The sequence below is a fragment of the Gallaecimonas mangrovi genome (assembly GCF_003367375.1).
Taxonomy (GTDB): domain Bacteria; phylum Pseudomonadota; class Gammaproteobacteria; order Enterobacterales; family Gallaecimonadaceae; genus Gallaecimonas; species Gallaecimonas mangrovi.
The window spans coordinates 2280856-2300894 of record NZ_CP031416.1; the positions used below are offsets into that span (position 1 = coordinate 2280856).

The 20039-nt window shown below is 54.4% G+C and carries 17 protein-coding genes; 13 read left to right on the top strand and 4 right to left on the bottom strand.

Annotated features, from left to right (window positions below; all coding sequences use genetic code 11):
• Positions 1–64: 64 nt before the first annotated feature.
• From DW350_RS10920 to DW350_RS10950, 7 genes are all read left to right on the top strand, one after another.
• Positions 65–613, top strand: a complete 549-nt coding sequence (locus tag DW350_RS10920; RefSeq protein ID WP_115718902.1) for a hypothetical protein — start codon at positions 65–67, stop codon at positions 611–613.
• Positions 614–1663 carry an agmatine deiminase family protein gene (locus tag DW350_RS10925; RefSeq protein WP_115718903.1) on the top strand — a complete coding sequence of 350 codons (1050 nt, stop codon included), beginning with the start codon at positions 614–616 and terminating at the stop codon, positions 1661–1663.
• Positions 1660–2541 (top strand): carbon-nitrogen hydrolase, encoded by an 882-nt coding sequence (locus tag DW350_RS10930; protein ID WP_115718904.1) that lies wholly within the window; start codon positions 1660–1662, stop codon positions 2539–2541. Before DW350_RS10925 ends, DW350_RS10930 begins: the two co-directional genes overlap by 4 nt.
• A 62-nt stretch (positions 2542–2603) precedes the next feature.
• The gene (gene mfd / locus DW350_RS10935) at positions 2604–6068 is read left to right on the top strand and encodes a transcription-repair coupling factor (RefSeq protein WP_115718905.1); all 3465 of its coding nucleotides are present in this window, start codon (positions 2604–2606) and stop codon (positions 6066–6068) included.
• On the top strand, positions 6052–6846 hold the full coding sequence (locus DW350_RS10940; protein WP_192954654.1) for a CsiV family protein: 795 nt from the start codon (positions 6052–6054) through the stop codon (positions 6844–6846). The genes mfd and DW350_RS10940 overlap by 17 nt, the downstream gene beginning before the upstream one ends.
• A gap of 133 nt (positions 6847–6979) precedes the next feature.
• Positions 6980–8050 (top strand): ABC transporter substrate-binding protein, encoded by a 1071-nt coding sequence (locus DW350_RS10945; protein ID WP_115718907.1) that lies wholly within the window; start codon positions 6980–6982, stop codon positions 8048–8050.
• Positions 8047–9660, top strand: coding sequence for a hypothetical protein (locus DW350_RS10950; protein ID WP_115718908.1), 1614 nt, complete (start codon positions 8047–8049; stop codon positions 9658–9660). The genes DW350_RS10945 and DW350_RS10950 overlap by 4 nt, the downstream gene beginning before the upstream one ends.
• On the opposite strand, the gene nagZ is transcribed toward DW350_RS10950, so the two are convergent.
• From nagZ to psrA, 3 genes are all read right to left on the bottom strand, one after another.
• Positions 9621–10619: a beta-N-acetylhexosaminidase gene (gene nagZ, locus DW350_RS10955; RefSeq protein WP_115718909.1), complete on the bottom strand. Its 999-nt coding sequence runs from the start codon at positions 10617–10619 to the stop codon at positions 9621–9623. The two genes, DW350_RS10950 and nagZ, sit on opposite strands and share 40 nt — an antisense overlap.
• Before the next feature lie 102 nt (positions 10620–10721).
• Positions 10722–13052 (bottom strand): acyl-CoA dehydrogenase, encoded by a 2331-nt coding sequence (locus tag DW350_RS10960; protein WP_115718910.1) that lies wholly within the window; start codon positions 13050–13052, stop codon positions 10722–10724.
• Between the two features lie 20 nt (positions 13053–13072).
• Positions 13073–13735, bottom strand: coding sequence for a TetR family transcriptional repressor PsrA (psrA, locus tag DW350_RS10965; RefSeq protein WP_115718911.1), 663 nt, complete (start codon positions 13733–13735; stop codon positions 13073–13075).
• 341 nt (positions 13736–14076) lie between these two features.
• On the opposite strand from psrA, the gene DW350_RS10970 reads away from it, so the two are divergent.
• The 5 genes from DW350_RS10970 (at position 14077) to DW350_RS10990 (ending at position 18368) form a co-directional block, all read left to right on the top strand.
• Entirely contained in the window at positions 14077–14499 is a 423-nt protein-coding gene (locus DW350_RS10970; RefSeq protein ID WP_115718912.1) for a hypothetical protein, read from the top strand.
• A 112-nt stretch (positions 14500–14611) separates the two neighbouring features.
• Entirely contained in the window at positions 14612–15064 is a 453-nt protein-coding gene (locus DW350_RS10975; protein WP_115718913.1) for a GNAT family N-acetyltransferase, read from the top strand.
• Positions 15065–15145: 81 nt separating this feature from the next.
• On the top strand, positions 15146–17080 hold the full coding sequence (locus tag DW350_RS10980) for a protein-disulfide reductase DsbD family protein (RefSeq protein WP_115718914.1): 1935 nt from the start codon (positions 15146–15148) through the stop codon (positions 17078–17080).
• A 15-nt stretch (positions 17081–17095) separates the two neighbouring features.
• Entirely contained in the window at positions 17096–17635 is a 540-nt protein-coding gene (secF, locus tag DW350_RS10985) for a protein translocase subunit SecF (RefSeq protein ID WP_115718915.1), read from the top strand.
• 196 nt (positions 17636–17831) lie between these two features.
• Positions 17832–18368, top strand: coding sequence for a hypothetical protein (locus DW350_RS10990; RefSeq protein ID WP_115718916.1), 537 nt, complete (start codon positions 17832–17834; stop codon positions 18366–18368).
• A 37-nt stretch (positions 18369–18405) separates the two neighbouring features.
• On the opposite strand, the gene mtgA is transcribed toward DW350_RS10990, so the two are convergent.
• Positions 18406–19083 carry a monofunctional biosynthetic peptidoglycan transglycosylase gene (mtgA, locus tag DW350_RS10995; RefSeq protein ID WP_115718917.1) on the bottom strand — a complete coding sequence of 226 codons (678 nt, stop codon included), beginning with the start codon at positions 19081–19083 and terminating at the stop codon, positions 18406–18408.
• An 84-nt stretch (positions 19084–19167) separates the two neighbouring features.
• Between mtgA and DW350_RS11000 the strand changes: the two genes are divergently transcribed.
• Positions 19168–20025 carry a carbon-nitrogen hydrolase family protein gene (locus DW350_RS11000; RefSeq protein ID WP_115718918.1) on the top strand — a complete coding sequence of 286 codons (858 nt, stop codon included), beginning with the start codon at positions 19168–19170 and terminating at the stop codon, positions 20023–20025.
• The last annotated feature ends 14 nt before the right edge of the window (positions 20026–20039 follow it).

Below are 20039 nucleotides of genomic sequence, written 5' to 3' on the forward strand. Positions count from 1 at the left end.
TTTTATTTGCGAAGGAAGTTACGGGATAATACGGGACTTATTTCAATATGAACAGCAACCTGCCATGGCCGACCGTCTTTTCGATGACTACTTCAGTGTCCGTTTGGCTTGCGAGGTCCACCTGGACTGGTTAAGCGATGATGCTGCCATACCCGATGCCAAGCAGCTGGCTGACGAATTGCCGCCACTGCGCCGCCAATTGGACTTAATCGCCGAGCAAGAACAAATGCTGTGGGCCGAGCTTAAAGACGAGCGCCAGTCACCGCAGGCACGCTTGCTGGACATCTACCGCCAGAAACTGGATTTGCTCGCGGACCAAGTCCTCACCCATAGTTTGGGCGAGCAGCAATGGCATAAAACCGTGCATTTCAGTGCCGGCGGCTTTTCAATTAATAAAGAAGCGGCGCAAGGCCAGATAGCCAGAGTAGTGTTAAGAATGCCTATCGGCCAAATTCAAGGCTACGTTAGCCTGGCTGGCCAGGATGAAGAACTAGCTTACTTTCAATATGTTACTTTGTTAGAGCCGGACCGGGAACGCTTGGTAAGGCTGGCTCTACAAACCCAAAGCGATCAATTACGCGCTCGGCGCGAGCGTCACGAGGAGAAGTCATAAGTGCAACGTCTGCTTGCTGAATGGGAAGGTCTGGACGGGGTTTTACTGACCTGGCCCCACAAAAACACCGACTGGGACTACATGCTTGACGAAGTCACGCCGCTGTATGAGGCCCTGGCCTATGTGATCAGCGACTACGCCGACGTGCTTATCGCCGCCCCCGAAGACGAGGTTGAGTCGATTAAAGAACGGCTATTGGCCCTTGGCATCAGCGATGATGCCTTTATGGTTTATGGCGTACCCAGCAACGACACCTGGGCCCGCGACCACGGCCCACTGACGGTGGAAACCCCAGAAGGGTTAAAGCTGCTTGATTACACCTTTACCGGCTGGGGCAATAAGTTCGACGCCAGCCTCGATAACCAAATTACCCAGCGCCTAAATCAACAAGGCGCCTTTGCGGTACCGGTGGAGAAAAAATCACTGGTACTGGAAGGCGGCGCTATCGAATTCGACGGTGACCGTACCTTGCTGGCCACCAGCGAGTGTCTTTTGAACCCCAACCGCAACCCGCAGTTTTCAAAAGCAGAAATAGAAGCGCAGCTGAAAGCCGACTTTGGCGCCGAGAAAATCAACTGGCTTAACCACGGTTACTTAGCCGGTGACGACACCGACAGCCACATCGACACCCTGGCGCGGCTTTGCCCTAATAACGTCATTGCCTACGTAAAATGCGATGACGAGCAAGACGAGCACTTCGAGGCGTTTCAAAAAATGGAAGCCGAGCTCGAAGCCATGACCGACGCCGACGGTAAACCTTACAAGCTGGTGCCACTGCCCTGGCCCTTTGAAGTGTACGACGACGAAGGCCAGCGCCTGCCCGCCACCTACGCCAACTTTTTGATTTGTAACGGCGCGGTGTTGGTTCCTGTCTACAATGACGACCGCGACGAAGAAGCCCTTGCCGCCATTAACGAAGCCTTCCCCGGCTTTGACATCGTCGGGCTTAACTGCCTGCCACTGATTAAACAACACGGCAGCCTGCATTGTGTCACCATGCAAATGCCGCAAGGCACCCTCAGCCTGCTGCCGCCGGGAGTAGAACTATGAGCACCCTGAATGTGGGCTTGGTGCAACACGCTTGCAGCGGCGATTTGCAACAAAACCTGGCCAAATCCATTGAAGGCATTACGGATGCCGCCGAGAACGGCGCCAAGCTGGTGGTGCTGCAAGAGCTGCACCGCAGCCTCTATTTTTGCCAGGTAGAAAGCACCGACCTTTTTGATTTGGCTGAACCCATTCCCGGCCCCAGCACCGAACTGTTCGGCGCCCTGGCCAAAGAACTGGGCATTGTGATTGTCACCAGCCTCTTTGAAAAACGTGCCCCCGGCCTTTATCACAATACCGCCGTGGTGCTGGAAAGCGATGGTTCTATTGCCGGAAAATACCGCAAGATGCATATCCCTGACGACCCGGGTTTTTACGAGAAGTTTTACTTTACGCCCGGTGATATGGGTTTTGAGCCTATTCAAACGTCAGTGGGTAAACTGGGCATTTTAGTGTGCTGGGATCAGTGGTTCCCGGAAGCAGCAAGGCTGATGGCCATGAGCGGCGCCGAACTGCTGATTTACCCCACCGCCATAGGCTGGAACCCGGACGACGACGAAGCCGAGCAAAACCGTCAGCGCGATGCCTGGGTCACCATTCAGCGCAGCCACGCCATTGCTAATGGCCTGCCGGTGGTCGCGGTCAACCGGGTTGGCCACGAGGCAGATCCGGCCGGTGGCCCTGGCACCGAATTTTGGGGCACCAGCTTTGTCGCAGGGCCGCAAGGTGAGTTTTTGTTTGAAGCCGACACCGAGTCTGAACTCAGTGTGGTGGTGCCAGTTGATTTAGCGCGTAGCGAGTCGGTGCGGCGTTGGTGGCCCTACCTTCGCGACCGCCGGGTTGACCATTACGGCGATTTGCTGAAACTTTACCGCGATTGATAAACCGGGGCTCATAGCGGCCCCGGTCTGCATAATTAAGTGATTGAACAAGACAGGACGTAATGAAGGCACTGGATCTACTGGCACTGCCAGAGCGTAGCGGCGACCGTCAACATTGGCTGAACCTGGCTGGCGACGCGCAAATACTGGCCATTTTAGACGCGGCAAAACGTCACCGGGGTTTTACCCTGCTGGTGACCAGCGACAGCCCCAGTGCCAACCGTTTGGTCGAAGCATTAAGCACCTTTAATGACGATGTGCAGCTGTTCCCCGACTGGGAAACCCTGCCCTACGACAACTTCTCGCCACACCAAGACATTATTTCCGCGCGCTTAACCGCCCTTTACCAGCTGCCCCGCAAGCAAAGTGGCATCATGGTGTTGCCGGTCACAACCTTGCTTGGCCGCATTGCCCCGCGTGGTTATGTGGATGGCGCAACCTTGCTCCTTAAAAAAGGTGATATCCGGCCACTGGAAACCCTGCGCGACCAATTGGTTGGCGCCGGTTATCGCCTGGTTGAACAGGTAATGGAACACGGCGAGTTCGCCGTACGCGGCGGCCTGATTGACCTCTACCCCATGGGTGAGTCCAGCCCTTATCGGGTCGATTTTTTTGACGACGAAGTCGACAGCCTGCGCCGCTTTGACCCCGAATCGCAACGCTCCACCGGCGAAGTCGATGACATTCGCCTGTTGCCTGGTCACGAGTTTCCGTTAACCGATATTGGCATTGAGCGATTTCGCAAAAATTTTCGGGCGCGTTTTGATGCGCCGATGGCGCCAGAGTCCTTATATCAGCAAGTGTCCAAGGGCCAGCAACCACCAGGCATTGAATATTACCTGCCGCTCTTTTTCGACGACACCGCCACCCTGTTTGATTACCTGCCAGACGCCAGCCAAGTGCTGACCATTGGCGACCTAGAAAGCGCCATGGCCGCCTTCTGGGCCGATTTAGAATACCGTTTCGAGGAGCGCCGCCATGACCGGCTGCGGCCCATTCTTGCCCCGAAAACGCTCTATTTAGAGCCGGCAGCTTGTTTTAGCGAACTCAACCACTACCCGCGGCTGGCGCTGCATCAAGGGGACAAAGTGGAAGGCAAAGGCGGCCAGCATGATGCCGGCGCCCTGCCCTTGCCAGAACTGGCCATTGATGCCAAAAGTGAAAAGCCACTGCACAAGCTCACTGACTGGCTAGCAAGCGATGCCAGAGCGGTGCTGTTTGTGGCGGAATCAGAGGGCCGCCGTGAGGCCTTGGCGGTGCTACTGGCCAAAGCCGGTATTCAGCCGTTACGTATTAAAAAGCTCGATGACTGGCTTGGCGGCCCCCAAACACAACACGGTATTTTGGTGGCACCACTCGAGGCAGGCTGTATTGTCCTCTATCAGGGCCACACCTTAAAACTGGTGCCCGAAGCGGTGCTAACCGGCCCAAGGGTGGTGCAGCGCAAACGCCGCAAAAAAAGTGAAGATGGCATCAACACCGACGCCATTATTCGTAACCTTGCCGAGCTTTCCATTGGCCAAAGCGTGGTGCACCGCCAACACGGTGTCGGCCTTTATATGGGCCTTGAAACCTTAAGCGCAGGCGGCATTGATACCGAATTTCTCATGCTCGAATACGCCAAGGGCGACAAGCTTTATGTGCCGGTGTCCTCCCTTAACCTTATTAGCCGTTACGCCGGCGCCGAAGAGCCGCCGCTGCACCGGTTAGGGGGTGAAACCTGGGAAAAAGCCCGCCGCAAAGCCGCCGAAAAAGTGCGGGATGTAGCGGCCGAGCTGCTGGATGTTTACGCCCGGCGTGAAGCCAAACCCGGCTTTGCCTTTCACTACGACGAAGAAGGTTACAGCGCCTTTGCCGCCGGTTTCCCGTTTGAAGAAACCGACGACCAGCAAGATGCTATTGATGCTGTTATTCGCGACATGACCAGCAAAAAAGCCATGGACCGCCTGGTTTGTGGCGATGTTGGCTTTGGCAAAACCGAAGTGGCGATGCGTGCGGCCTATATTGCGGTATCGAACAATCGCCAGGTGGCGGTATTGGTGCCCACCACCTTGCTGGCGCAGCAGCATTTTGAAAACTTTCGCGATCGCTTCGCCGATGTGCCGGTGCGTATTGAAGCCATATCCCGCTTCCAAAGCGCCGCCGAGCAAAAGGCCATTTTAAAAGACGCCGCCGAAGGTAAGGTTGATATTCTGATTGGCACCCATAAGCTGCTGCAAAAAGACGTTAGCTTTAAGCAGCTGGGGCTGCTGATTGTCGATGAAGAACACCGCTTTGGGGTACGCCAAAAAGACAGCATTAAAAAGCTGCGCGCCGAAGTGGATATTCTTACCCTTACCGCCACCCCTATTCCTCGCACCCTTAATATGGCGATGTCGGGCATGCGTGATTTATCGATTATTGCCACAGCGCCGGCACGGCGTTTGGCCATTAAAACCTTTGTGCGCGAGTTCGACAAAGCCCTGGTACGCGAAGCGGTGCTGAGGGAAATTCGCCGCGGCGGCCAGGTGTATTTCCTGCACAACGAAGTCGATACCATTGAAGACACCGCCAAGATGCTCGAAGAGCTGGTGCCTGAAGCACGGATCTCCATTGCCCACGGCCAAATGCGTGAGCGCGAACTGGAAAAAGTCATGGCAGACTTTTACCACCAGCGCCATAACCTCTTGGTCTGTACCACCATTATTGAAACCGGTATCGATGTGCCCACCGCCAACACCATTATTATGGACAGGGCCGATAACCTGGGCTTGGCGCAGCTGCACCAGTTGCGGGGCCGGGTGGGCCGTTCCCATCACCAGGCTTATGCCTACCTGATGACCCCTAACCCCAAACGCATGACCAAAGACGCCGTTAAGCGCCTGGACGCCATTTCGTCGCTGGAAGCCTTGGGCGCGGGCTTTTTACTGGCCACCCAGGATTTGGAAATTCGCGGCGCCGGGGAACTGCTGGGCGACGAGCAAAGTGGCCAAATTGCCGCCATTGGCTTTGATCTTTACATGGATATGCTCGATGAGGCCGTTGAGGCCTTAAAAGCCGGTAAAGAGCCAAGCCTTACCGGCGTGCTGGCTAACCAGTGTGAAGTTGACCTGCGCCTGCCAGCGCTGCTGCCGGCCGACTACATTGCCGATGTGGGTACCCGCCTGCAGCTTTATAAGCGCATTGCTTCGGCCCAAGACAGTGACGAGCTAAGAGAGCTAAACGTCGAACTGATTGACCGCTTTGGTCTGTTGCCTGATGCCGCCAAAAACCTGCTGGCGGTTACCGAACTGCGCCTGCAGGCCAACCGCCTTGGCCTAAGCCGGGTAGAAGCCTCAGCCAAAAGCGGTATCAGTATCGACTTTTCTGAACAAACCTCGGTTGACCCGGGTTATCTGATTAGCCTTTTACAACAAAAACCGTCACTCTATCGCCTCGATGGCCCCAGCCGATTTAAGGTTATGAAACAATTGGATGAACCGGCTAAACGCCTGGGTGACGTGCAGCAACTTCTGGAGGATCTGGCACAACATGCAAAAGCTGCTTAAGGGAGCGCTGCTACTGGCAGCGATGGTCGTTTCCACCCAAGTATTGGCTGCCGCGTCAGTATTTGACGTTGAAGTGGTGATCATCGCCCGCCAGGACAACAGTACCGAAACCTGGCCGCCACGGCCGCTGCCCACCGACAAAACCAACCCGCTGCTGGTTAATGCCATTAGCGCGCAGTGCCCGCCGCCTTGCAGCCAGATCCCAACCACCATTGTGGGCACCAGCAGCGATGACACCAGCCTGCCGCGCCTTCTCACCAGCGACGAGCTCAAACTCGACGATGCCGCCAGCAAATTAGCCAATTTGCCCGGCGGGCGGGTGCTGCTGCATACCGGTTGGCGCCTAGCCCCCAAACAGCCGCTTTATACTCAGCCGATGGCCATTGAAGCGGGCCGAGATTTGGGCGGTTATGTGCTGTCAGCGCCGGTGTCGTCAAGCACCTTACAGCAAGCCACGTCCCCGGTTGTAACGGATGCTGCCAGCCAAAACGTGGCGGCGCCAGCCGAGCCTGAAGGCCAGGTAAGCGGCGATATGCCTGCCAATACCCAAACCCTTAACGTACCCGCCATGGTGCCGGAGCTTAGCGGTGAAATTCAGGTGGCGTTAGATCACTACCTGTTGGTGGACATGGCCCTTGATTTAAAAACCGTGCAGGGCGATGGCAAACCGCTTTTGGTGAAAACCCTTCGCCAAAAGCGCCGCCTTAAAAGTGGCGAATGGCATTACTTTGACCACCCCGCCATGGGTGTGTTGATGCAAATAAGACCGGTCAAATAGTCACGATTCAAGAAAAGCGCCTCTCGAGGCGCTTTTTTTAAACAAAGGTAAAATCATTCTGAATAAACAAAGGAATGGCGCTTTTAGCGGCGAGGCATGTATGTAAAATGCCTGTAAATAAAAAAGGGTTGCCATGGCGCGGTTTGTTCTTGTTTTCATCCTCTTTAGCATTTCTCTGGGTGCACATGCGGTAACCCGGGTGGCGTTTTTGAGCCCCGGTTATGCCAACGAGCCTTATTGGGAAAATGTCGACAGCTTTCTGATTGCAGCCGCCAGCGATCTGGATGTGCAGGTTGAAATTGTACATTGCGACCGTGATGAGAAAAAAATGCTCGACCTCGCCGATTGGCTCATCCAGCGGCCCAACCCGCCCGATTACGTGTTAGCCGTTAACGAGAATGGCCTTGGGGTTGAGCTGGTTAAAAAATTCAATGCCGCCAAGATCCCCATTATGCTGGTGTTGAACGACTTAGATCAGCGCCAGCAGCAAAAGCTGGGCGTACCACGCCAGCGCTACCCTTATTGGCTAGGCATCTTGGTGCCAGACAACCTGCAAGCCGGGCAGCAATTAACCAGCGCCCTCTCTGGTATGCTCCCCGATAAAAAAACGGTGCCCTTGGTTGCCATCGCCGGTGACCGCTCAACCCCGGCGGGCCTTAATCGCCAAGCCGGTTTGTTATGGGCCACCCGAACCCACCACAAACTAAAACTCATGGCGCTGCGCTATGGCTTTTGGCAACAAGCCAGAGCTAACCGGCAAATGATGCAGCTGTTGGGCCTTTACCCTGATCTGCGCGTGGTCTGGACCGCGGATGACAACATGGCCTTTGGGGCTATCGATGCCCTACGCCAAGCCGGCCTTGAACCGGGCAAAGACGTTTTAGTCGGTACCTTTGCCAGCTCGGCAAAAGCGTTAAGGCTGCGCCGCTCCGGCGAGATCTCGGCCTTGGCCGGCGGCGCCTTTATGGCACCGGGTTTAGCACTGGCCTTATTGGTTGATTACCAAAATGGCTTTGACTTTGCCAACGACGATGGCCTCGTGCTCCACCTGCCGCTTTATCATTTACTGATCCCCGGCACACCGCTTTTTAACATGGTGGCATCACAGGATTGGTCAAAGGTAAACTTCCGAGCCATGAGTAAAGTGCATACCCCCTACCAAGGTCCTCACCACTTTGAATTGCAACTGAGAGCCACACCATGAGCCTAAAGCGCGTTCCGCTGGGTACCCGTTTTTTGTGGACAGTCATGCTCTACTCTTCGGTGCTGACACTGCTGTTTGTGCTGGTTAATCTCTATGCCCGCTATGACCAGGAAATGTCAGAACTACAGCAACGGGTAAAACGTGTAGAAACCACCGTCATGCCCGCCCTTCAACAGGCAGTATGGGACCTTGACCAACCGCAGCTTGAGCTGCAGCTTTTGGGTATCACCCGCATTCCGGATGTGGTGTCGGCACGCCTGGTAACCAGCGAAGGCTCCATTACCACCATCGGCCATCCCAACACCCGTGATAACAGCATTGTGATCCCGGTGCGCCGCGGCGGCCAGGAGCTTGGGCAACTGGATATTGGCGTGAGCTACCAGCGTATCTATGACGAACTGTGGCAACACGCCGAGGTGTTGGTACTCTCGCAGGGGGTGAGAACCTTTTTGGTATCGATGCTGTTGGTGGTGTTGGTTAACCGCATGATAACCCGTCACCTTGAAGATATTTCCGGGCAAATAAAAGACCATAAAAGCCGCTTTACCCTGGCCCGTAAACCGCAGCGAAATGACGAGCTCAGCACCCTGATTAACGCCCTTAATCAGTTATCAGCCGAGCGTGAGCAGCAGCTGTCAGCACTGGCTGAGTCAAAAGCGCAGCTCGATAACCAGCACCAGCTGCTAGAAAAAGAGGTGGCAGAACAAACCCAGGCGCTGCGCCAGGAAAACGACCTGGCGATTATGATGGGCGAGTTGGCCGCCAACCTGCTGGAGCAGCCTTATGAAAAGCTCGACCGCGGCCTGCAGCAAGCCGTTACCCTGATTGGCCGCCAGCTTGGGGTAAAGAGCGTTACCTTGTTTGAGCAGGTGTTAGTAAAAGCCCATTGGCCCACGTCCGAGCAGGTTTGGCCGCTTTGGAGCACGCTGCAAGCACAACAAGTGCTGCGTGATGGCCAACATTTTTACGACCAAGAGGCTGGCGTTTTGGCACTGCCGCTAAAAGATCAGGGCCTTAATCGCGGCGCGTTAATGGTGACGGGCAACATAGACAAAGTGTGGATGGAAAAATACTTCACCCATCTGCACCGCTTTACCTCTTTTGTTGCCGCGCTACTGGTGCGCCAACAGGCCACACAGCTGTTTACCCCCATTGAGTGGCAGCGCAAAAAACACAGCCTTTGGCAGGACGAAAAACGCGGCAAAACCGCCCTTGCTGCTATGGCGGACCAGCAGGCCCAGGCCGGTAGCTATTTAACGGTGTTGTTATGGGAATTTTCGGGCCAGGAGCCTATCACCGAACCGCAGTTAGCCGAGCTGCGCGCCACTATCAGCCATGGCATGCCGGATACGCTTTTTGTGCAGCTTTCAACCCGGTTATTGATGGTGGCCGTGGCGGGCACCGGCCCCCAAGCCATTAACACCTTGGTCAGCGCCTTGATGACTGACCTAAAAGTCGCCGCAGCCCCGCTTAAGGTCCGCGTTGGCGGCTTTTGTTTAAAATTTAAAGAGGCGCTGCCATACGACAAGCTGATAGACATGGCCGATGGCGCGCTGTTTCAAGCCCGCAATCAAGCAACTGGCTTAGTAATAGAAACCAACAATGACTGAGCCCGGGCCAAAGTCTGGGCGCTAACCTGCATCGCCCCTGCCCTTAAGGCATTAAACTCAACCGCCCCTTGCCCGGCCAAGGCCTGTAAAATAGCGGGATGATTGGCCGGTTCGTTACAACACAATAAAAGATCGCAGCCTGCATCACTGGCCGCTAACGCCCTTTCGGCAGGGCTACCCAGACTGTGGGCACCTTTCATGCTCAAATCATCGGAAAACAGCAAGCCACTGAAGGCAAGCTCACCTTTTAAGCGGTATTTTAACCACTTGGCCGAAGACGACGCCGGCTTATTGTCTAGCGCCGGGTAAATTACATGCGCTGGCATAACAGCATCGAGAATCCCTTCTTTGATGAGTATTTTAAAGGGTTGTTCGTCAAGGGCTGCAATGTCTGCCAACGGCCTTGGGTCAACAGCTTGGTGCAGGTGGGTGTCTTCTTTTACCTGGCCGTGGCCCGGGTAATGCTTGGCGCAGCTGGCCATCCCCGCCGCTTCCATGCCTTTAGCGTAGGCCCGTGCCAATTGGGTAACGGTAGCAATGTCAGCGCCGAAGGCTCTGTCACCAATAACACTTTGGTTTACGCCCAAATCCAGCACTGGCGCAAAACTCAAATCGACACCGACCTCGATAAGCTCTGCTGCCATCACCAGGCCGCAGCACCACGCCAAGTATTGGGCAACCACCTGGTTGTTGCCGGCCAGGGCAAGCAAGCTACCGGCGGCGGGCAAGCGGCTAAAGCCGCGGCGAAAGCGTTGTACCCGGCCACCTTCGTGGTCAACGGTCACTAAGATTGGCTTACCGGCGGCGGTGCGGCAGTCCAAGATCAGTTGTTTAAGCTGCTCAGGGTTGTCGTAATTTCGGCTAAATAAAATCAGGCCCGCGCAGGCAGGGTCTGCCAACCATTGGCGTTCGTCATGGCTAAGAGTGGTGGAGCGCAGATCAATTAACAGCTGGGCCATCCGGGCCTCCTGAACAAACTTTTCGCCAGTATACCAAGGCTTTGCTTAAACACAGGGCAACAAAAAGGCCGCCCGTAGGCGGCCTTTTAACAACAAGTGGCGTTACGCCGCACTAGACGGGCTTGCCCCCTCGGAGGACACACCCTGGCCTTCCAACACGCCAGGGGCGAAATGGTCAACCTGAATAGCTTGGTAGCGCAGTGCTTCGGCGTGGCGAATTTGCTCAGCTTCTTCCTGGCTAATGACCGCCGCTTCCAGGGCCAGTTCAATGGCTTGGTTGAAGGGAATACGCTTGGCAATGGTGCCGGCGCGCTGGGCCTTGATGATTTTTTTCTCAATGCCGGCAGCCCCTACCATCGCCAGGAAGGCACGTTCCATTACGCCCATGGCGTCGTTCTCTTCATCGGGAATGAACACCAAATGGGTCAAACGGTCACGGGCCACACCCGGTTGCATCAGCGCCGCGGCAATTTGCTCGCCAATCTTGTCGGACGGCATTTTGTAGTGATTACCGAACGGGAAGATAGCGCGTTTAAGTACTGCCGCCATAAAGCGACTGTCGAAGTTGGCAAAGAAGCCGTCAAAGGCAACGCCAATTTCATGCAGCAGCTTTTGCAGGCTGTAATGCACGTAAGGCAAATCGGCAACCTGGCGGCCTTCGTCTTCATAGCGTTTAAGCACGGCTGACGCCAAATAAAGGCTGGAAAGCACATCGCCTAACCGCGCTGACAAACGCTCGCGACGTTTCAGATCGCCGCCCAGCATCAGCATGGAGATATCCGCGCACAGTGCCAGGCCTTTCGACATCCGTGACAGCTGCTTGTAGTAACGCGCTGTTTCGCCAGAGACAGGCGCTTTATTAAAGGCAGCGCCGGTAAGGCCTTGGAACAAGGAGCCAAAGAAGTTGCCCATGCCAAAGCCGATATGTTTAACCAGCAGTTTATCGAAGGCTTTCAAACCTTCACTGGCATCGGGGTTAGCCGCCGCTTCCATTTCAGCAAAAACGTAAGGGTGGCAACGGGTCGCACCCTGACCAAAGATCATCAAGTTACGGGTCAGGATATTGGCGCCTTCAACAGTGATTGCCACCGGAATACCCAAATAGCCGTGGCCAAGGTAGTTTTGCGGGCCGAACTGAATACCTTTACCGGCATGAATGTCCATGGCGTGGTCCAGCACCTTACGGGCCCGCTCGGTCATGTGGTACTTGGCAATGGCGGTGATAACCGACGGGCTGAGGCCCATATCCAAGGCCGTTACCGTCAGGCGGCGGCTCGATTCCAGCACATAGGTGTCGGCACCAATCTCGGCCATGGCTTCTTGAATACCTTCGAAGCGACCAATAGACAGGCCAAACTGACGGCGTACATAGGCATAAGCCCCGGTCATACGCGCTGATACATGGCCAGTAGCGGTGCCAAGGGCCGGCAGGGAAATACCCCGGCCTGCTGATAAACATTCCACCAGCATCCGCCAGCCACGGCCAGCAAAGTCAGGGCCGCCAATGATCCAGTCGATAGGAATAAAGACATTCTCACCAAAGGTGGGGCCATTCATAAACGCCAAGCCCAGCGGGAAGTGACGGTCGCCAACACGCACCCCGGGGTGACTGGTCGGAATAAGGGCGCAGGTAATACCCAGCTCTTTTTTATCACCCAACAGGCCTTCAGGATCTTTGAGCTTAAAGGCCAGCCCCAGCACGGTGGCAACCGGCGCCAGAGTAATGTAGCGCTTGTTCCAGTTAAGGCGGATGCCAAGCACTTCTTTGCCTTCAAATTCGCCTTTGCAAACAATACCTTCGTCAGGAATTGCCCCAGCATCAGACCCCGCTTCCGGGCCAGTCAGGGCAAAACAGGGCACTTCGGTACCGTTAGCCAAACCCGGTAACCAGCGGTCTTTTTGCTCGTCGGTACCGTAGTGCATCAACAGCTCACCCGGGCCCAGAGAGTTAGGCACCATAACGGTGACCGCACAAGACAGCGAGCGAGTGGCAATACGCGAGACGATGGTCGAGTTGGCCACCGCCGAAAATTCACGGCCCCCAAAGGATTTGGGGATGATCATGGCAAAGAAGCCTTCTTTTTTCAGGAAGTCCCACACTTCCTTAGGCATGTCTTTGGTTTCATGAACAATTTTGTAATCATCCAGCATCTTAAGCAGTGTCTCAACTTGGTTGTCCAAGAAGGCCTGCTCATCGCTGGTGAGTTCGGAACGTTTGGTGTCCAGTAGCTTTTTCCAGTCAGGTTTGCCACGGAACAAGTCGCCATCCCACCAAACATCCCCCGCTTCCATCGCTTCCCTTTCGGTTTGCGATAATGGCGGCAAGATCTTTTTGAAGATGCCAAAGATGGGTTTAGTGATGAGATTGCGGCGGATATCCGGGACCCCGAGGATCACGGCAAGCGCCACCAGGATCAGCAACAGGAATACCATTTTCCTTTCCTCTTTATTGGTTAAGCTGCATCTTGTGAATTACCCACAGCCGCGGGCAATGGCGCTGTCATTGCTGAAGCAAGGTACGGCACCAGCCTGTGGATGAGGCTTTCAATACTGTTTTGCTCACCAAAATCGCTTTCGGCAATTTCAGTCAGCGCCATACTGGACGCCATGGTGAACACCACGGTGCCCAGGGTAAAATGCAACCGCCAGAACACCTCGTTGTCGGGGATGCCTGGTGTCGCTTTTTTTACAACCGCCATAAAAGCCCCCAACGCCTCACCGTATTGACTGGTGATAAAACGGCGAAGGTGCCCCTGTTTCTCTGTGTAGCCACGGCCCAACAGCTGCATAAAAGTGCCGGTACCGCCGGGCCGAAACTCCCCCAACGCCAACAGCGGTCCGATAAAAGCGCCAAACACCTCTTGCATCTGCACCTGCTCTTTAGCGAATTGCCCGTCCATTTCTGCCTTTAAGGCCGGCATAAAGGCATCCAAATAGCGAGCGATCACCGCCTGGATCAGGGCCTTTTTTGAACCAAAATGGTAGTTCACGGAGGCCAAATTGACTTCCGCTTCAGAGGTAATAAGACGCAAGGAGGTGTCGTTAAAGCCATGCTCGGCAAACAGCTGCTCAGCTACATCAAGGATCCGGGTTTTGGTATCGGGGCGACGGGTCATGGCAAACACCAGTATCAAACAGGTGTTTAAAATTTATGTTTACTCATCGGACTTGTCAAGAAGCTTATCTAACCGGCTAAAAAACAAACACAAAAGTTTTGATGTCAATAAATGAACTTATTAACGATGCTCCGGTCATAAAAAATGCACGGCAAGCGATACCCGTGCATTTTTAAGTTCTCTCCCTGGACCCGGTAAGCCCCAACCGTCAATAAGGCTTGCCGGTCTTTTTTTATGGGTTCTGGCTTCCACCTTTAAGCAAAGTTACTTGACCCTGATTAAACGCCATGGTCATTTATGCAGAGTTAATCTCTAAGTAGTTTGTTTAATAAGGAGAACCTATGCGTGCCAGTTGCTTGTTTCTGGTAGCCCTTTTCAGCCTGGCTGCCCAGGCCGCTACCTTAAATGACCAGTTTGATCGCAAAACTCAGGTTCCTGGGGATGCCAAAGCCATTTATTTCGCCGCCGACATGGACGCCAACGACCTCATCAAAGAGGCCTTTGGCAAAGATAAAGCGGACACCATGGCCAAAGCCGGTGTGCTCTATGTCGCCGATATATCGAAGATGCCCGGTTTGGTTTACAAACTCTTTGCCAAGCCAAAGATGAAAAAATACCCGTTTAGGATAGTGGTTGACCAAGAAGGTGATGTCACCAAAGACTGGCCCCGTGAAGAAGGTGCCGTAACGGTGATTAAAGGAAAAGAACATCAGTTTTGTAAGGATGTCACCTGTTTAAAAGACGCTCTACCTAACCACCCATAGTTAAAAAAGGGTGCCATTGGCACCCTTTTTTATTCCCTCTCTAGGCCGTTGTCATTCCCGGCAAAGACCGCCATGATGTTACCTCGCCTCTCATTACAGGCCTTTCTATACCGTGACCTTAGTCCTTTCTTCACTCCTTGCCAGCCCTTCGTTGTGCCGCACTCTGGAAAGCTGGCTGCAAGGCCCGCAAGCCTTGGAACGCTGGGCCGGCCCAAACCTTAAGGCGGGGTTTGAACTGGCCGATTTAGGCTTTAAGGAAGGGCAAAGCTATGCTGGTTTTGTGAACGAGCAATGGGTCGCCTTTGGGCAAATCGCCCCTCGCCATGGCCGCTTGCACCTGTCCAGGTTAATTATCCGCCCCGACTTTCGCGGTTATGGTTTGGGTAACCAATGGGTGCGGGCACTGCTCAGTACCGCCCCCACCACGGCCTTTGGCCTTAATGTTTACCCAGGCAACCAAGCCGCCGTGCGCTGCTATCAGCGCTTAGGCTTTATAAAAGACAACCGTTACGCCCAACACGCCGGGGTTGATTACTACTGGCTTAACCAGGCAGCACCTAGCTAAGTAAGCACTGTTATGACAAGGCGAGATATTGTGTCGCTCTGATACCCTGTCAATGCTGATTTTGTCTTTGCCGAGGACCCGATGCGGCCTGCCCTTCACTTCCTTTTTTGCCTACTGCTGTTGCTGAGCGGTGCCAGCCAGGCAGAGCCAATCAACCGCCCGCATACCACTGTTGCTCTCAAAGCCAACCTAAGCACCTTTGTCCCCGGTAAATCCTTTTGGGTTGCGGTGCATTTTCGTCCTGATGCGCACTGGTACACCCATTGGCAAAACCCTGGCAACTGGGGCTTTGCTCCGCATCTTGATTGGCAGCTGCCTGATGGTTGGAAAGCGGGTGCTATCCATTGGCAAGTGCCGAAAACCATTACCATAGCGGGCAAAACACATTTCGGTTTCGAGGGTCCATCAAGCCTGCTGGTGCAACTTACGCCCCCCGAAAACGCCAGCAATCTAACCCTAAAAGCCAAGCTGTCTTGGCTGGTCTGCCAAGAAACCTGCCTGCCAGAAAAGGCGCTATTAACCCTGCCGCTTACCGCTGGCAGCGCTATTCAAAGCGCCAACAGCGGCTTTTTTGCCGAGGCATTGGCAAAGCTGCCGTCGCCTTTGCCTGGCAGGGGCAAAATGCAAATCGAAAAAGACGTGGTGTCCTTTTCGCTAAAGGTGCCTGAGCTGGCAGGCCAACCCACGCAAGTCTTTGTTACCAGCAACAACTTGGTGGATAACAACGCCCAACCACAACAAATATGGCAAGGCGATACCTTGCTGATATCCTTACCCAAAAGCCCCTATTTCAACCAACTGCCTACCGCTCCCAAGGTGCTGCTGACTACCCCCGACCAAGCCTTACTGGTTACCATGGCCGCATCCGACACTGCCGCCCGTTACCCAAGCCTTTGGCTTATCTGCCTTATGGCTTTTGCTGGCGGGCTTGTGCTTAACCTTGTGCCTTGGGTATTGCCGGTACTGGTTATTAAGGCGCTGAAATGTAAAAGAGACCCGGGCTTTGGCTATCTTGCCGGGGTACTGATTAGCCTGTGGGCTCTTACCCTTACGCTGTGGTTACTACACCAAGGCAGCGAAGCGCCAGACTGGGGTTTTAACTGGCGATCCCCGGTATGGGTCGCTTTGCAGGCCAGTATTTTTGCCATCCTCGGGTTGGGGCTTATCGGTAAAGTAGGCCGGAACGCCTTTAAAGGCGTTAGCCAGCGGCTACTGCGCCAGCAACCGCTGGCGTCGTTTTTAACCGGCTTGCTGGCCGTTGTCGTGGCAAGCCCCAGCACGGCTTTACTGCCCAACCCAGGCATTGATCTCACCCAAAGTCTGTGGCCACTGCTAGCGGTGTGCAGCGCACTTGGGGTCGGCTTTGCATTGCCAATGCTGCTACTTAATAAGCTGCCCGCTCTTCATAGCCGGCTACCCAAACCGGGGCCGTGGATAACAAAAGCCTATGTGGTGTTGGCCTTGCCATTGCTACTGAGTGCCATTTGGCTACTTTGGGTACTCAACAACCTCAATGGCCAAGCCTTTGGTCTTCTGGCAACCTGGGTAGTGGGTGTTGCTATTTGGCTGCTGCCATGGCGGCTTTGTCGGTGGCTGGCGTGGCTACCGATGCTGGTTGTCGCGCTTTTGCCACTTTGGCACCAGGCCTCACCGCCACAGTCGCTAGCCTTTGATGAATCGACCTTGAAAACGCGCTTAAGCCAGCACCGGCCGGTACTGGTCAACATCACCGCCGATTGGTGCATTAGCTGCAAAGTGAACGAAAGTACCACCTTATCAAGTGAAGAAACCCGCGCCCTTTTCGCGCTGTATGATGTGACTTACCTTAAAGGTGACGGGACTAGTCAGAGCCCGGTGATTCGCCGTTTTTTGGCCGGGTTTCACCGCACCACGGTGCCACTTTATGTGCTCTACGACCAGCAAGGTGCGCCACATATTTTGCCGCAGCTGTTAAGCCCACAAATACTTGCCGCCGCGCTAAAACGCCACCTTGAAGCCAGCGCAAAAAATAAATAGCGAAGATTTAAGGCGATGCAGCCCCTGCCACCGCGCGCCCTTGGCATTCTCGCCTACCTTGCCTTGCGCTTTGAATGGCGGCTGGCAACCGGGGCCTTACTGGCACTGCTGCACGATATTATCTTGGTACTCGGGGTGTTTTCGCTATGTGGTTTTAGCTTTGACTTAACGGTACTGGCCGCCCTGTTGGCGGTGATGGGCTATTCGGTGAACGACTCTATTGTGGTGGCCGACAGGCTGCGTGAATACCTGGGCCGCCGCCAAAAAATGCCGGTGGCGCGCTGCGTTGATAACGCTATCCGTTCTACCTTTTCCCGTACCTTGGTTACCTCTGGTACCACGCTTTTTACGGCTGGCGCCATTTTACTGCTCGGCGGCCCGCCGCTTTTTGGCTTCGCCCTCACCCTGTTTGTGGGAATAATGGTCGGCACTTGGTCGTCTATCTTTGTCGCCGCCACCCTCGGTGAGCTGTTTGGCGTAAAACCCCAGCATTACCGCAAAAAAGCCAGGTTACCCAAAGAAGGTGAACCGCTAACGGCAGCGCAGCGTCAATAACCCCTGCCCGGCCAATAGCCGGGCTTTTTTTTGTGCCAACTTTTCGCTGAAAGCCGTTTTTTGTGTGCTCGCTTCAAACTAAAACAAAAAAACTGGCGTCATGCAGGAACAACCCTCAAATTCCCCTACTGTTATCTGAGTGCGAAAAATCAGAGTCAGGCAATGGACATGCCCAACACACATCAAGGAGCGATTTATGTATAACAACTTTGCACAATTTTTTGTGGATATTTTACCCCGGCTGCCAGCCGCTAATCAGTTTGTTCATGCAAACCGATGCTGGCAGGTATATCAAAACGCCAGAGACGCCGACCTCAATATGCTCGCCATGGGCCGGCTCAATGCCCTTGGCAATGCTGAAATAAACAACCTTGGCGCCACCAATACCACAGGCAGGGGAAGCATCCTCCGGGATGCAAACTGGAGTATCCAGATGAATGATGCCTGGGTATTAGGCGGTATACACGGCCTGCGTGAATTCCACCTCGCGTCAGCTACAACAGATGGCAACATCATCAATATGAATTACCAACTTCACCAAGATCCGGAAATGATCTTCACGGTGACCGGCCGAGAACTTTTTGGCCTGACCACCTGTGGCTACAGTATCTACCATGAGTCAGATACTTTCGGTACGGTGCTGACCTGCACCCAACCAAACGTTGCCAACCGTGCTCGCTTCCAAGATTACTGGGACGAAGTCAGAGCAGCAGCCATAGCGATGACGAACTAAGTCATAAAAAAACGCCCGGCCAATAGCCGGGCTTTTTTTATTGCAATATCGCTTTTAAATAGCCGCCGCCGAGCTGGCGCATTTGCCGCTCTACCCAGCTCACCCGCTGGCGAAGGTAAGGGGTTAAATGGTTAGGGTCGCGGCTACGCGGGCTTGGCAGTAACACCGCTAATCTGGCGGCTTCATCCGTGGTTAAATAACGGGCCGATTTGCCAAAGTAGTGGCGGCTGGCCGCTTCCACGCCATAGATGCCTTTACCAAATTCAGCGACGTTTAAATACACCTCTAAAATGCGCTTTTTACCCCAGATAGCTTCCAGACTCACCGCCAAGGCGGCTTCCAGGCCCTTGCGGATAAAGCTGCGCCCTGGCCACAGCAATAAGTTTTTCGCGGTTTGCTGGGTAATGGTACTGGCGCCGCGCAGGCCATCGCCGTCATCAAACTGGTCAATGGCTTTACTGATGGCGGTAAAATCAATACCGAAATGGTTGGGAAAGCGCTGATCTTCAGATGCCACTACCGCCAGCGGCATTTGTGGCGGCAGGCTGTCGATGCTGACCCAATGCTGGGTTACCGGGTAAGGGCTTTGCAGCATAAAGGCGGTGGTCGGTGGCGGGACAAAGCGCAATAACAACAGCAGCAACGCCAGCACAACCAGCAAGCGCCAAAACACAAACCAAACCCAACCGAAAAAACCACGCCTGCTTTTTGCCATTCACTGATCCCAGGATTTATGCTGAGAGCCAATTGTAAACGCTGGAGGTAAGGCTATGAAAATCAATTATCTCGGTGTTCAGCCATGGTGAGTATTGCCAGTTGTCAGTACCGGGTTGAAAAGCCAAGCACCCTTGCCGATTGGGCCAACAAGCAAGCGCAGTTAGTGGCAAAAGCGGACGGCGACTTATTACTGTTCCCCGAATATGCCAGCCTTGAAATGCTGGCTTGGCAACCGGGCCGCATCGCCAAAAGCTTAAGCCGCTGCCTGAATGCCATGCAGCAGCAGCGAGGGCTTTTTGTGGAAACCTACCGCGCCCTGTCGGGGGGCTTTAATAAAGGCATTATTGCCCCCAGTTTTCCGTGGCAATTAGACGATGGCCGCGTGGTTAATCGCGCCTGGTACCTGGAAGGCGGCGAGGTAAAAGGCTATAGCGACAAGCAAATAATGACCCGCTTTGAACACGAGCGCTGGCAGATAAGCCCTGGCGAGCCGCCCTCGGTGCTGGATTTTCGCGGCCTGAAATTTGCCGTACAGATTTGTTATGACGTGGAGTTTCCGATGCTGTCGCGCCACCTTATCGACCACGGCGCCGAGCTCATATTGGTGCCTTCTTGCACCGATACCCTAGCAGGCTTTCACCGGGTACGTATTGGCTGCCAGGCCCGCGCCCTTGAAAACCAAACTCTGGTGGTGCAAAGCCCGATTGTTGGTGAAGCGCCTTATGCCCCCGCCATCTTTAAAAATCAGGGCAAAGCCGGCTTTTTTACCGCCCCTGACTATGGCTTGCCCGACAACGGCATTTTGGCCGAATCCCAGGAGCTGATCCCCGCCAGTAGCCAGTGGCTAACCCAGCAACTGGATATCACCGCCTTGGCGAAGGTAAAAGAAGAAGGCCAAGTGCTCAATGCTGCAGATTGGCCAAAACAGTTTGAAAGGTAAAAGAAAACCGGGCC